This is a genomic window from Streptomyces sp. NPDC020379, assembly GCF_044387105.1.
Taxonomy (GTDB): domain Bacteria; phylum Actinomycetota; class Actinomycetes; order Streptomycetales; family Streptomycetaceae; genus Streptomyces.
In genome coordinates, this window is the sequence record NZ_JBIRVR010000006.1 from 240,467 (window position 1) to 254,627 (window position 14,161).

At 74.1% G+C, this 14,161-nt stretch carries 7 protein-coding genes; 3 read left to right on the plus strand and 4 right to left on the minus strand.

Annotated features, from left to right (window positions below; all coding sequences use genetic code 11):
• The first annotated feature begins 206 nt into the window (after positions 1-206).
• Positions 207-2,711, plus strand: a complete 2,505-nt coding sequence (locus tag ACH427_RS10835; RefSeq protein WP_398869084.1) for a serine hydrolase — start codon at positions 207-209, stop codon at positions 2,709-2,711.
• Positions 2,712-2,913: 202 nt separating this feature from the next.
• Positions 2,914-4,776, plus strand: coding sequence for an MFS transporter (locus tag ACH427_RS10840; protein ID WP_398869085.1), 1,863 nt, complete (start codon positions 2,914-2,916; stop codon positions 4,774-4,776).
• A 224-nt stretch (positions 4,777-5,000) separates the two neighbouring features.
• Here the strand turns inward: ACH427_RS10840 and ACH427_RS10845 are convergent, their stop codons facing one another.
• The 4 genes from ACH427_RS10845 to ACH427_RS10860 are packed head-to-tail and all read right to left on the minus strand — an operon-like array spanning position 5,001 to position 12,854.
• On the minus strand, positions 5,001-7,313 hold the full coding sequence (locus tag ACH427_RS10845) for an ABC transporter substrate-binding protein (RefSeq protein ID WP_398869086.1): 2,313 nt from the start codon (positions 7,311-7,313) through the stop codon (positions 5,001-5,003).
• On the minus strand, positions 7,268-8,743 hold the full coding sequence (locus tag ACH427_RS10850; protein WP_398869087.1) for a VWA domain-containing protein: 1,476 nt from the start codon (positions 8,741-8,743) through the stop codon (positions 7,268-7,270). The genes ACH427_RS10845 and ACH427_RS10850 overlap by 46 nt, the downstream gene beginning before the upstream one ends.
• Before the next feature lie 14 nt (positions 8,744-8,757).
• Positions 8,758-11,058 (minus strand): tetratricopeptide repeat protein, encoded by a 2,301-nt coding sequence (locus ACH427_RS10855; RefSeq protein WP_398869088.1) that lies wholly within the window; start codon positions 11,056-11,058, stop codon positions 8,758-8,760.
• Positions 11,055-12,854 (minus strand): trypsin-like serine peptidase, encoded by a 1,800-nt coding sequence (locus tag ACH427_RS10860; RefSeq protein WP_398869089.1) that lies wholly within the window; start codon positions 12,852-12,854, stop codon positions 11,055-11,057. Before ACH427_RS10860 ends, ACH427_RS10855 begins: the two co-directional genes overlap by 4 nt.
• Before the next feature lie 345 nt (positions 12,855-13,199).
• Here ACH427_RS10860 and ACH427_RS10865 point away from each other — a divergent pair, with 345 nt between their 5' ends.
• Complete coding sequence (locus ACH427_RS10865; protein WP_398869090.1) at positions 13,200-13,811, plus strand: hypothetical protein; 612 nt, start codon at positions 13,200-13,202, stop codon at positions 13,809-13,811.
• The last annotated feature ends 350 nt before the right edge of the window (positions 13,812-14,161 follow it).

Sequence of the window (14,161 nt, forward strand, 5' to 3'; positions counted from 1 at the left end):
CCTCTCACATTGGTCTGTCGAGAGCGCGTGGTGGCTTCGGGTGGGAACCGGTAGGTATGTCGTCTCGTCTAGCACGTCGGTGAGGCCAGTCGAAGCCCTTTGACGGTGCGGTTGCGCGGTGGCGAGGCGGCGACGAAGGACACTGGTAAGCGTTGTGAAGGTCCGGGGCGGGGCAGTCGCGCCCCGTGACGGCGTGTATGGCGTGTATGGCGTGGGAATTCGAGGAGGCATCGGTGGCGGGCGAGTCCCCCGACAAGTCGGAGCAGCGGAAGTCGTCGGGGGAGACGACTGAAGGTGGGCGCGACCCGCGGATGGGGGTTTTCCGGGAATCGGAAACCTCCGCCGCGTCCGACGCGCGGCCTTCGAAGTCCGAGGAATCCCCCGGGCGGGCGGCCGCGGATTCCGACGAAAAGCCGCCCGTTTCGCCGGGCGAGGACCCGGGCAAGGCGGCCGTGCGCGGCGGTGACGCGCGCCTGAAGGCCGCCGTCGCGGCGTGGGTGGCCGACGCGGCCGAGACGGACGACGACGCCGGCGCGGACGAGCCCGCGGACGACGACAAGAAGCCCGAGCCCGCCGCCGACCGCGGCACCGCTGTCTTCGGCACCCTGCGCCCGAAGGCCGACGCCGACAAGTCCGCCGGTGACGAGGCCGCCGAGGCCGACGCCGGCAAGCCCGCGAACGGCTCGGGGAAGCCCGCCGACCGCGCCACGGCCGTCTTCGGCACGGTGCGTCCGAAGGGCGCCGGCGACAAGGCTGATGGCGACAAGACCGACGCCGGCAAGCCCGCGAACGGGAACGGCGCCGGTAAGCCCGCCGCCGACCACGCCACCGCCGTCTTCGGCACCCTGCGCCCGAAGGCGGACGGCGAGCAGGCCGACGCCGACAAGCCCGCCGCCGCTTCCGGCAAGTCCGGCGACGGCGCTCAGAAGCCCCGCTGGGTCCGGGCGACCGACACCGAGGACAAGCCCGAGGCCGCCGGCAAGCCCGCGGCCGACCAGGCCACCGCCGTCTTCGGCGCGGTGCGCCCGAAGGCGAAGGACGGCGCGGAGAAGGCCGGCACCGAGAAGGACGGTTCCGCGAAGGCCGAGGGCGACAAGCCCGCCGCCGACCGGCCCACCGCCGTCTTCGGCGCGGTCAAGGCCGCTCCCGCCAAGCGCGGCTCCGACGACCAGCCCACCGCGCTGATGAAGGCGCCGAAGGCGCCCGCGGCCGAGTCGGACTCCGAGCGCACCAGCCAGTTCGTGCCGCTGAAGTCTCTGGACGGCGCGCCCGCGAAATCCGCCGGGAAGCCGGCCATACCCGTCACGGTCACCCCGCCCCCCGCCCCGCCGAAGGCGAATCCGAAGGCGCCGGCGAAGCCGCAGGAGCCGGCCGGCCCGAAGCCCGGGGCGGACGCCCCGCCCGCGCAGCCCGCCGCGCCGCTGGACCTGCTCGCGCAGCTGACGAACACGCCGCCGCCGGAGCCCACCCCGGTCCGCAGCACGCTGCGCCGCGTGAAGATCTACACGCCGATCGTGGCGCTGCTGGCGATCATCTTCTGCGTCGTGCAGGCGTTCCGCCCGCTGCCCGCCCCGAAGCTGACGACGGACTCCGCGAAGGCCACGTACACCTTCCAGGGCCAGAAGTTCGCCATGCCGTGGCCCGACCAGGGCCAGGCCGCGGCCAAGGTCGCCGGGGTCGGCAGCCTGGGCACGTACGGCGACGAGACGCCCACGCCGACCGCGAGCGTCGCCAAGGTGATGACCGCGTACGTGATCCTCAAGGGTCACCCGCTCAAGAAGGGCGACAAGGGTCCCGACATCCCGGTCGACGCGCAGGCCGAGCAGGACTCGCACGCCAAGGACGAGTCCCTGGTGACCCTGAAGCAGGGCGAGAAGGTCTCGGAGTACGACCTGCTCCAGATGCTGCTCATCCCCTCGGGCAACAACGCGGCCCGCCTGCTGGCCCGCTGGGACGCCCAGTCCAAGGAGGCGTTCGTCGCGAAGATGAACGACGCGGCGAAGTCGCTGGGCATGACCAACACGACCTACACCGACCCCAGCGGCCTGGACGAGACGACCAAGAGCACGGCCGTCGACCAGCTGAAGCTGGCCGAGGAGGTCATGAAGGACGACGTCTTCCGGGAGATCGTGGCCAAGCCCAACACCAACGTCGCCGGTGGCCAGCACCTGAACAACAACAACGACGAGCTGCTGATCAAGCCGGGCGGCCTCGGCATCAAGACGGGTTCCTCCACCCCGGCCGGCGGCACGCTGATGTGGGCCGCCAAGCGGACCATCAACGGCAAGGAGAACCTGATCCTCGGCGTCACGATGGCCCAGCACTTCAAGGGCGGTCCCGACGTCAACGCCGAGATGAGCCTGAAGCTGGTCAAGAAGGTCAGCTACAAGATGATCGAGGACGTGCAGAACGCGCTGACCTCGGCGAAGCTCGTCAGCAAGGGCGATGTCGTGGGCTACGTCGACGACGGCCTGGGCGGGAAGACCCCGGTCGTCGCCACCCGCGACCTCACCGGTGTCGGCTGGCCCGGCATGACCGCGAAGCTCGTCGTCGGCAAGGGCGACAAGCCCGTGCCGCACTCCGCGAAGGCGGGCACCGAGGTCGGCGAGCTGACCGTGGGCAGCGGCCCGAACGCGGTGAAGGTGCCGGTGGCCCTCCAGAAGCCGCTGGCCGAGCCCGGCTTCGGCGCGAAGCTGACGCGCCTCGGCTGAGTCGCCGGGCAGAGGGAACGCGAGGCTCCTGGTCCGTACGAGTGCGTACGGACCAGGAGCCCTTTCTCGGTGAAGGCCGCTTCGGCCCGGCGTGCTAGCGTCGCGAGGGTTTGAGTACGGCCGGAACGCCGTGCCGCTACCCGTGGCAACCGGGACAGCGTGAAGATGGGGGAAGACCTCGGGGGAGACGGGGAGAGCAGCAGTGACCACCGTGGGGCCGACGCGCGCCGGGAAACCGGAGGAGCCGTCCGGCAAGAAGGACACCCCCTCCCGGATACGGGTACCCGACCGCCCGCCGCAGGGCGGCGGGAGCGTGCGGGAGCGCCTGCTGCACGCCGCCCGCACCCTCGCCGCGCGGCCGGTGCTCACCACGCTCCTCGTGGCCGCGCTGCTGCACGTGCTGTGGATCCTGGTGTTCGCCAACAGCGGCGGGGACCTGGCCGCCCAGGACGCCTGGGCGGAGTTCGCGCTCCAGCACCCGTCGTCGGCGTACAACCTCTCCTGGTACGGCGGGATGCACCCCGTCTCGTACAGCGCGATCTCGCCGTATCTGATGGCCCAGCTCGGCGTCCGGCCCACCATGATGATCGCGGGCACGGTGTCCGCCGGGCTGATCGCCCTGCTGCTGGTGCGCAGCCGCGCCGTGCGGCGGCCCCTGTGGCCCGCGCTCTACGGCGCGCTCGCGCTGACCGGCAACGCGATCTCCGGGCGGGTGACGTTCGGGCTCGGCATGATGTTCGGGCTGGCGGCCGTGGCCGCGATCTTCGCGTGGCCCGCGCGGTGGCGCGACGAGGGCCGGTACAAGTGGGGGCGGGCCGCGCTCGCCGGGGCGGCGGCCGCGCTGGCCACCGCGGGGAGCCCGGTCGCCGGTCTCTTCGTGGGCATCGTGGCGGCCGCGCTGTGGCTCGGCAAGCGCCGTCCCGCGGCGTACGCGCTGGGGCTGCCGCCGGTCGCGGTGGTCGCCCTGTCGGCCTGGCTGTTCCCCTTCTCCGGCCAGCAGCCGATGTTCTTTCCCTCGGCGATCCTGCCGCTGCTCAGCGGGATCTTCGGGGTCGTCTTCGTGCCCAGGCGGTGGCGCACGGTGCGGATGGTGTCGGCGCTCTACGTCCTCGGTGTGCTGCTGGTCTGGCTGATCCCGTCGCAGATCGGCACGAACATCTCCCGGCTCGGCATGGTCTTCGGCGGGGTCGTGCTCGTCGCCGTCCTCACGGAGCGAAAGGTTCCGCCGCGGGCGGAGCTGCTGCGCTCGGCCCGGGGCTGGACGGCGCTCGTCCTCGCCGTGCTCACCTGCACGATCTGGCAGGCCACCAGCGCGATCGGCGACATCATGCACACCACGCCCGCCGCCTCCTGGGCGCGGGAGCTCGCGCCCCTGGTCGACCGGCTGCACAAGCTGGACGCCGACCGCGGGCGCGTCGAGGTCGTGCCCGCCCGCAGCCACCGCGAGGCGTCGGCCCTCGCGCCGTACGTCAACCTGGCCCGCGGCTGGAACCGGCAGGCGGACCGCGAGCGCAACCCGCTCTTCTACGAGCCCGACCTGCTCAACCCCTCCAGCTACCGCGCCTGGCTCGACCGCTGGGCCGTGCACTACGTCGTGCTGCCCACCGGCGAGCCCGACGACGCCGCCAAGGCGGAGGCCAAGCTCGTCGTCAAGGGCCAGCCGTACCTGCGGCAGGTGTGGTCCGACGACAACTGGCGGGTCTACGCGGTCGACGCGCCGACCCCGCTCGCCGACCCGCCGGCCGTCGTGGACCGCGTCGAGGCCAACGAGGTCACGATCACCGTGAAGTCCGCGGGCCCGGTGCTCATCCGGATCCCGTACTCCCCGTGGCTGAGCGTCGTCGACAAGGACGGCAAGGCCGTCCAGCCGCCGAAGCCGGGGCCGCACGGGGAGCCGGCGGTCAATGTGAACGGGTGCCTGGTGAAGCAGGTGCAGGAGCCGCGGGAGGGGGAGCCCGAGGATGACTGGACGATGCTTTACGCTCCGCGGGCCGGCACGTATCGGATCGCCTCGCCTTACAAACTGCCTCGCGGTACGGGTTGCCCAGAGAACTTGGCGCACTGACCCGTCGGCGGCGGGGCGCTTTTTCTTCCCCAGCCCCGCCCCTTCCCGAAACTGGGGGCAAGCCCCCAGACCCCCGCAACACGCTTCGCGCGTTGTCCTCAAACGCCGGACGGGCTGGAAATCCAGCCCGTCCGGCGTTTGAGGACGCGGCCGCAGGCCGCTGGGGTCCGGGGTCTCCCCGGTTTCGGGAAGGGGCGGGGCTGGGGAAGAAGCTGCCCGCAGGGCTACGTCGTGCCGCACACATGCCCCCCGCGCATCGGGATCCCTCCGCGCACCTTCTCCAAGTCCCGCAGGACTTCGCCGAGCTTCGACGGCCCCGGCGCGCTCAGGTAGTCGAGAACCCCGTGCTGGAAGGCGAACCGCATCCGCGGCGGCATCGAGTCGGACGCGTCGAGGCACAGCGCGCCCGCGCCACGGAGCTCGCGGTCGATGTGGGCGTTCAGCGGCTCGTCGGCGGGGACGGGCACCGGGGGGCGGTTCTTGAAGAAGGGGAAGAAGGGACGGAAGGGGTTGCCCGGGCGGTCCTTGTCCGGTTCGGACCAGACCCGCTGGGCCTCCCGCGTGGTCAGGAAGCGCAGGAGGTCCCGCGCCTGTGGGCTGTCGTGGAAGAGCGCCGCGTAGTCCGCCGAGACCTCGCGCGCGGTGGAGTGCGGGTCCGCGCCGGGCAGCACCCGCGGGCTGGGGACGAAGTCGGGGTGCCGGTCCTTCGGATAGCCGCTGCGGATGAACGTGCCCTGGTGTTCCAGCACGCACGCGCCGGGGCCGGAGGAGTGGAAGAGCCCCTGGGTGTAGTCCTCGGCGAGGGCCGTCCGCGCCGGGCCCGCGGTGAAGACGGAGCCGAAGGTTCCCCAGGCCCTGGCCATGACGTCGGAGTCCCAGGAGAGCTCGCCGTTCGCCAGCTGTTCGTAGACCCGCGTGCCGCTCTGCTGGAGGAGGATGTCCTCGATCCAGTCGGTGCCCGGCCAGCCGGAGGTGTCGTCGCCGCCCATGCCCGCGCACCAGTGGGCGCCGTCGGCGGCGAGGGCGGTGAGGTCCCGGGGCGGGGCGGCGGCGTCGTACCACGCGATGCTCTTCAGGTCGGCCTTGACCGGTACGGCGTAGACCCGGCCGCCGGCCCGGGAGGTCCACTGCGGGCCGTACGCGTCCAGGGTGCTCTTCGGCAGGACGCCGTCGAGGGGCGTGAGCGCGTCGCGCGCGGCGTAGTCGGCGGCCTCGCCGCGGCTGGGCAGGATGGCGATGTCGGGCGGGTCGCCGGTGCGTTCCTGGGAGAGCAGCAGCTCGCGCTGGGCGGTGGTGCCCTGATAGCTGACGCTGACGGCGTGGTGCGTGCGCTCGGCGAAGGCCCTGAGGACCTTCTCGAAGCGCTGCTGCTCCAGGCCGGACCAGGAGGCGAGCACCGTCACCCGGGCCGGGTGCTCGCCCTGCCGGTCGCCGTAGGCCACGGCCCCGATCGCCAGCAGCCAGAAGGCGAGCAGGGCGGCGGTGACCGGCTGCCCGCGGTCCCGCGCGCCCAGCAGCACGCTCATCGGGCTCTCGGCGTGCCGGGCGGGGACCGGGTGCCGGAAGCGGTATTCGTCGATGCGCGGCTGGAGCCCGATCAGGACCAGCGCGGCGATCAGCACGCCCGCGAGCACCACGTAGCCCGTGAGCGCCGCCCGCCACTGGGTGCTCCGCAGGGCGTCTTCGACCTGGTGGAGGGTCTTTGCGCCTGTTCCGCCGTGCGTCCGGTCGTGCTCGATGCGCGCGGCCGCCGTGTGCAGCCGGCCCTGGATCTGGACGGCGAAGACGGCCAGCGTCAGCGCGAGGGCGGTCAGCAGCGCCGTGCCCGCGGCCAGGGCCGGGTTGACGCGGCGGCGGAACCGGCGGCGCAGCGTGCGCTGGGTGTCGGCCAGCAGCCAGCCCAGCCCCGCGCACAGGGCGAGGGCCACGGTCCAGGCCAGGGTCAGCAGCCAGCCGAACGACACCTGCCGGTTCAGCACGTCGAGCTGTTCCCGCTGGACCTCTTCGAGGCGGTCCACGATGCCGCCGCCGGGGCGCGTCAGCGTGGAGTGGGCGCTCGCCAGGTACGCGTCGCGCAGCGCCGCGTCGGTGCCGCTGCGGACGGCCTGCTCGATGAGATAGCCGTACGAGGAGACGAGGCCGGAGGCTGTGCGCAGGGTCTGCCGGCCGTCGTCGCCCGCGACGGTGTCGATGGTCGCCTTCTCCAGCGCCTGGTTGGCGGCGTTGAGCTGGGCCCGGTACTCCTCGCCCGCCCCTTCGACGGGACCGGCCGGGCCGGTCAGGCCGGCCTTCGCGGCGGTGAACGACGCCTTAAGCGAGGTCTCGGCGGCCGCGATCTCCACGATGGCCGGGGTCGTCCGGCCGTTCACCGCGGGGGAGTTGCGGCTGACGCCGTAGTACGCGGTCAGCAGGGCCGCGCAGGCGATCAGGGTGCCGGCGAGGAGGGCGGCCAGGCGCCGTATGAGGTACGGGCGGGTGCCGGAGGCGCCGTTCATGCCGTCGGGCCCGCGGGCGGAGGGGAGAAGCGGTGCCCGCACTCCGCGCAGACGTTGGCCCCGGCCGCCGAGCGGCGGGTGCACCGCGGGCACACCAGGTCCGGGGCTGCCGCCGGGGGCGGTGGCTGCTGGGTCTCCTCGGTCCACTGGGTGCTGTGGTCGGCGGTCACCCAGGCCGCGTTGAGGTCGCCGGTCGACAGGCCGGGCCGCACCCGGACCTCGCCGCGTGCGGCGTCGGTGACGGTCACCAGGCGCCGTAGTCTGCGCAGCGTCTTCTCGTCACCCAGCTCGTGCGCCAGGCGCACCGCCCGCCCCCACGCGGCCTCCGCCGCGTCCGGCTCGCCGCGTTCGTACGCCTCGCACCCGGCGACCACGGACCGGCCCAGCTCCGCGTGCCCGTCGTAGTGCGCGACGCGGGGGTGGACGCGGGTCGACAGGGCGCGGTCGTCGGTCCATACGACCTTCAGCTGGCAGGGGGCCGGCAGCGCGACGGGCGCGGGAGCCGTGTCGGTGCCCGGCGTCACCAACGTGACCAGGGCGAGCTGGAGTTCCTCGCCCGCCGGGTCGCCGTCCGGGTCGGCCGTGACGCACAGGTGGAAATCGCGGGACTCGTCGCCCCACGCCCCGGTCGGGAACTCCCATGTGCGCCCGTCCGTCCGCACGCCCTCGGCGGTGAGGTCGAGCTCGGTGGGGAAGACCTGCTTGACGAAGCGGAGTTCGCTGCCGTCGCGCAGGCTGACCCGGATCCGTACGTCCGGCAGTGCCTTGGCCATGGCGCTGGTCATCATCGTGCGGAACTCCGCCTCCAGGTCGGAGTCGTTCTCGACCGCGTCGGCCACCCCGTGCAGCCGGGCGGCGATCTCGCGGAGCTCGGTGGCCGCCCACGCCTCGCCGATGCCCCGCGCGTCGCACCGGAACCGGCCCGCGCACGCGGACAGGACGCGCTCCAGCTCGCCCGGCCGGTCGTGCTCGTTGCGCCCGTCGGTCAGCAGCAGGGCGTGCCGGATGGGGGTGTCCTCAGCGGCGAGCAGGCCGTGCGCGCAGTCCAGCCAGCTGGCGATCGCGGTGCCCCCGGCGGCCACCAGACCGGCCGCCACATGCGCGGCGTCGGCCCGCGAGTCGGGTCCGGCGACCGCCATCCGCCCGGTGCCCGGATAGACGACACGGGCCTGCGCGGTGCCCTCGACGAGCGCGAACCGGGTGCCGTCGCGCAGCACGCCGACGGCCGCGGCCGCCGCCCGCCGGGCCGCCGCGATCTTCGTGCTCGGCGAGTTCATCGACCCCGAGCAGTCGATGACGATGACCTCGGCGGACTCGGCCCGCCGGGCGAGCGGGCGCGTGCCCGCGGCCTCGACGGTGAGGATCGCGTGGGCCGGTACGGTGCCGGAGTCGGCCGGCAGATAGCAGTTCTGGCCGATCAGCGCGCTCAGCGCGGGCCCGCCCGGTCCGGCGGCACCGCTTGCTCGGTTCATCGGGCTCCCCCTGGTCAGACGCGGGTCGTCGGGCGGACGCGGTTGGCCAGGTCGACCAGGACGCCGAGGCCGTCCGGGGTGCGGGCCTGCTGGGCGAGGCCGCGCAGCTTCTGTTCGAGCCGGGTGCGGAGGGTGAACTCCTCGTCGTCCGTGCCGAAGAGCGTGCCGCCGTGCCGCTCGGCGGCGGGTGCCCCGTCCGCCCGGATCCGGTCCAGCGCCACGTCGAGCAGCTCGGCCTCCAGCCGGTCGCGGGCCGGGCCCGTGGCATGGCCCTCGTCGAGATAGAGGCGCGGCAGCCGCACCAGCGCCTCCCTGAGGTCGGCCGGCTCCGGAAGCCGCCGCGCGCCGTCGGAGCACAGCCGCCCGCCGAGGATCCGGACGCACGCCGTACGCGCCGCGTCGTGGTGCCGGGAGACCTCCGGCACGCCGCCCAGCACCTCCACGGCGCCCCTGCGGTCACCGGCGGCGAGCCGCAGCCGCGCGAGGCCGAACGCGGCGCTGCCCTGCGACCGGTTGCGCTGCCACACCGCCTGGTAGTAGCGCTCGGCGGCGGGCGCGTCACCACGGTGCTCCGCGCAGTAGCCCAGCGCCAGCTTCGGCGCGTACTCACCCGGCAGGTCGGCGTAGACCCGCTCGAACTCACCCTCCGCGCGCGCCGGTTCGCCCCGCGAGAGGTGCAACAGGCCCTGGTGCCAGCTCAGTCGCCAGTCGTAGGGCGCCGGGGCGCCCACCGCCGAGCGGGCCGCCGCCAGCCGCTCCGCCGCCGCCTCCGGCTCGCCCAGCTCCAGATGGGCCCGGCACTGCCGCAGCGGGATCTCCACCGAGCTGCGGTCCGACGCGTACAGCTGCTGGATCAGCCGGCGCGGCCCGCTGGCCGTCGGCTGACCGAGCAGCGCGGCGCCCGGGTCCGCCGGGTCCGGATAGGGCACCGGCAGGACCAGCGGCACCCGGTCCGGCGCGGGCAGCCCGTGGCCGAGGACCGGCCGCCGCGGCCCGCTCAGCCAGCGCTCCAGGGGCGGCACGCGTCCCAGCGACGCGTCCAGCAGGGCGGCCGTCGGCGCGAACAGCGTGGACGGCTCGGGGTGTTCGCGCCCGGTGCGCAGCGCGCGGATCTCCCGCAGCACCCCGCGCAGCTGCTCCGCCATCTCGCGGGCGGAGGCGTAGCGGGCGCGCGGGTCCTCGGCGGTGGCGCGGGCGATGGCGCGTTCGTAGGACTCGCCGCCCAGGCCCGCCGGGCGGTCGGCGGGGGACGCCTCGTCGGACAGCGCCCGCAGTGTCATCCCCACGCTGAAGAGGTCCGAGCGCGGCGAGAGCCCCGCCGCCCGGTGGTGCGCGACCTCGGGCGCGATGAAGCCGCGCGCGCCCAGGATCGTGCCGTCCTGGTCCCCGATCCGGCGGACCGCGCCCAGGTCGATGAGCTTGACCCGGTCCTCGTGGTGCATGACGTTGTTGGGCTTGAGGTCGCAGTAGAGCAGGCCCTCGCGGTGGAGGTGGCCGAGCGCGTCGAGGATGCGGCAGCCGTACGCGAGGACGTGCTCGAAGACGCGCGGCCCGCCGAACGGGCCTTCACCGCGCCCGATCCGGTCCTTGACCTGCGACAGCTGCATGCCGCCGACGAACTCCATGACGATGTAGCCGGTGCGCCCGTCGTCGTCGGCGGTGCCCCGGGCCGGGTGGGTCACGTAGTTGATGATGCGGACGATGCCGGGGTGGTCGAGGCGGGTGAGCGAGCGCCGCTCCTCGCCCGCGAGGTGGAGGGCGACGGGGTCCCCGGTGTGGATGAGGCCCTTGAGGGCGACGGGGTGGTTCTCCAGCCGGGTGTCGTGGGCGAGATAGACCCAGCCCAGGCCGCCGTTGGCGAGGCAGCCGACGACGCGGTACTGCTCTCCCACGAGGTCGCCCGCGGCGAGGCGCGGGGTGAAGTCGAAGGGGTGCCCGCAGTGGGAGCAGTAGCCGGTGGCGAGGGCGGGCTGGCCCGCGTGCGGGCGGCCGACGACTGCCGTGCAGCCTTCGTAGCCGCACGTCTTGCCGCCGAGCGGCACCTGGGGATCGGGCACGACGAGCGCCTCGGGGGAGGGTGTGCGCACGAACGGCAGGTCGAGCAGGCCGTCGCCCGCGGGCTCCACGCTGAAGAGCCGGTCGGCGGCGATCCGCCGCCGGGTGCCCGCGGTGGGCGGGCTCTCCATGGGCGGGCGCTGTGCCGGAGGGCGTATCCGCCGCCCGGTCACCCGGCAGAAGCCCGTGCCGTCGGCGGAGCAGCCCTCGCAGCCGGGGCGGTCGCAGTCGGGCGGCCGGGCTCCCCCTGTCACGGTCACGGCCGCTCGCCCCCTCGCGGGCGGTGGGTGTGCCGCCGTACGGCCTCCGCGAAGCCCTCCACCGCCTCCTCGGCCTCGGTGAGCTCGCAGGGCGCCTGGTAGAGGAGGTTGTGGGCCGTGCGGTAGAGCGGGGCCGCCGCCTGCTCCTCCTCCAGGCTGCGGGCGGCGAGCAGCGCGAAGAACGCCTCCAGCCGGCCGCGCAGTTCGTCGCGGCGCGCGATCGCCGCCTCGGCCCGGCCGATCGCCTCCTCGACCCGCAGCAGCCCCGACTCCACCGCGCTCTCGAACGCCGCGAGCTTCGGCAGGAACCGTCTGCTGCCCAGCTCGGGGTCGTGGCGCAGCCCCGTCAGGTCCAGCCGCAGCCCGGCCGCCTCGCGCGGCGGGCGACGCACGGGCGCGATCAGGGCGGCCCTGTCGTACGCGGTGCGTTCGCGGCGGGCGATGTGCTCGATGCGGTCGCGCACCCGGTCGAGCCGCGCGGCGATCTCGTCCTTGCTCGGGTCGGCCATCCTCAGCGCCAGCTCCAGGCTCTGCGAGTCGGGGTTGCGGAAAACGAGCAACAGGCGGGCACCACGGGCGGCCAGCAGGTCGGTGAACTCGACGAGCGCGACGGGGTCGGCCGCGTAGTCCACTCCTTCCGCGACGATCGTCAGCGGCACGGCACGGATGTCGCCGAACCGCCCCACCACGGAGTCGCCGTTCCCGGTCCGCAGCCCGAGCCGGTCGGCGACCCGCTCGGCGAACTGCGCGACGGTCTCCCCGGACACGTCGAGCGCGAGGTCGACACTGCCGACGGGCGGCGCGGTGTCGTCGAGCGCCCGGGTGACGACGTGCCCGTTGGTACCACCGCCCGGCCGCCCGGGGGAGCGGGGCGCGGGGACACGCGGGTCCCTCGCGGCGCGCGCGGGGACCGGCGGGGGCGGGTCGGCCACCACCTCGCGGTCGGCCAGGGCGACCGCCCGGCTCAGCGTCGCGGCGCGGGCCGTCTCGCCCTTCTTGATGACGATCGCCTCGACGTCGCGCATGCCCTCCGCGGCGCGGAACCAGCGGGCCAGCCAGCGCGCGAACTCCCGGTCGCGGGGCGCCCCCGAGGGCACCGGCGGCAGCGAGTTGCCGGGCCGGCCGGTCACGTGGTCGCCGATGAGCGGGAGATACCGCACGACGGTCTCGATGGGGATCATGTACGACAGGTGCAGCTTGCCGTCCGGCGCGGCCGAACTCCGGTCGTCGTAGCGGCTGACGACCATGCCCAGCACCCGGTGCGTCTCCGCGTCGGTGACGGCCGCGCCGCTGAACCCGGGCCGCACCGTCTCCTCCGGCGTGGCCGGGAAGAGCTGCACCCACTCCCCGCGCGGCCCGCTCGGACCCGCGATCGTGGCCCGGAACCACACCCCGTCGGCCAGCCCCCTCGTCCGCGGGAAGCCGCACATCCGCACGGCCCGGCCGGGCGACGGCGCCACGCGGTGCAGCGGCGCCGCGTGCCGGGCGTCCTGCGGCTCGGCCAGCCGGAGCAGCGCCACGTCACCGCGTGAGTCCGCCAGCTCCGGCACCCAGCACCGCTCGGCGACCCGCGCCCGCACGGCCGGCGCCCCGGCCACCCCGACGAGCTCCGCGACCACCTCGGCGGTGGGCTCCGGCCCGCCGTCCCAGGGAATGACATGGGCACAGGTCAGAACCGTGTCGGCGCTGACCAGGATGCCCGCGCCCAGCATCTCGCCGCCGGGCGTGGAAATACGGACCCGCCAAGTCTCCTCGAACGTATGGCCGTTGACGGGGACCTCGGTCTCCTCCCCCATGGGCGCAGAGCATACGCGCGACCCGGCGCGAAGTGACCCCTCGTGACCCAGGGGTCACCGTTCTGTGTGGTCCCGGTCCGGACCCGCGCCCGCGCGCTCCGGTGGGCGGGCGGCGAGGTTCACCCGTTTGCCAGGCCCCGGGGAGGTTGCTCCGGTAGTCGTACGGTCACCCCCGGTGACCTGCCGTTACGCCTTCCGGGCGGCTCGCCGGAGATGGCCGATCTGATGTGACGTCAAGGTGCGGCGGGCCCGGAACGCGGTTTCGCTCGGCTCATAGGAGCGCGGAAATCCTTAACGCTTCGGTGGCACATCGGTGTGCCGCGTCCGCGTTCTCGGAGGACAGGCATGCGTACTGCACGAATGCTCACCGGGGCCGCTCTGACCATGACGGCCCTCGGGCTGGCGGGCGCCCCCGCGCTCGCCGCGGACTTCGGGAAACTCGAGGTCAGCCCCAGCCCCGCCCAGCCCGGTACCGTGATCACGGTGAACACCACCGCCTGCGGCCCCGACGGCTCGGGCACGGGCGACGCCAGCGCGGTCGGCGGCCCGGCTTCCTTCGCCCTCAAATCGGGTGCCCACGACGCCGTCGTGGGCCAGTTCACGGTCCCTGCCAAGGCGAAGTCCGGCACGTACGGCATCGGCGTCAAGTGCCGCAACGGCAAGGAGGCCACGGGTGACTTGATGGTCGGCGGTGCGGGTGCGGGTGCCGTTGGCGGCGGTGGCGGTGGTGGTGGTGCGGGCAGTGCTCCCAGCATGCGGGCGGGTGCGAGCGCGAGCGCGAGTACGGGCGCGGGCATGATGGCCACGAAGCCGCCCAAGGGTGGTGTGAAGACCGGTGTCGGCTCCACGAGTGAGAACTCGGGCCTGACGGAGATCATGGCGGGGGCGGCGGTGCTGGCGACGGCGGCGGTGGGTGGTACGTGGTTCTTGCGGCGGCGTGGGGGTGGGCGGATCTGAGGCGTGGGGTGGCCTTGCGGGCTCGCCGTTGCCTTGCGGGCTCGCCGTTGTCTGGTGCGGGCCGGTTCGCCGCCTGCGGCGGGAGCGCCCTGCGGGCGCGGCCTCAAGCGCCGGCCGGGCTGGTTTGTGGTGGGTGCCGGGGATGGGTCTTCCGGGCTGAGGACCTGGAACGCGGTGCGGGCACCGTGCTTTGTATTGAGTGCCGTGACGACGCACCGCGTTCCAGAACCCCACCCTCCAGCCCCACCCCCTCCCACCGGAGGGCACGTGCGGGATGTGTCCGCTTCGGGGTTCGCATTCAGCCCGTCCGGCGTTTGAGGACAACGCGCGAAGCGTGTTGCGGGGTCTGG

What these genes read in the sequence shown, in the direction of transcription:
- ACH427_RS10850 (WP_398869087.1), bottom strand. Translation starts at nt 8,743, where the DNA reads ATGAACCGAGCAAGCGGTGCCGCCGGACCGGGCGGGCCCGCGCTGAGC.
- ACH427_RS10860 (WP_398869089.1), bottom strand. Translation starts at nt 12,854, where the DNA reads ATGGGGGAGGAGACCGAGGTCCCCGTCAACGGCCATACGTTCGAGGAG.
- ACH427_RS10835 (WP_398869084.1), top strand. Translation starts at nt 207, where the DNA reads ATGGCGTGGGAATTCGAGGAGGCATCGGTGGCGGGCGAGTCCCCCGAC.
- ACH427_RS10865 (WP_398869090.1), top strand. Translation starts at nt 13,200, where the DNA reads ATGCGTACTGCACGAATGCTCACCGGGGCCGCTCTGACCATGACGGCC.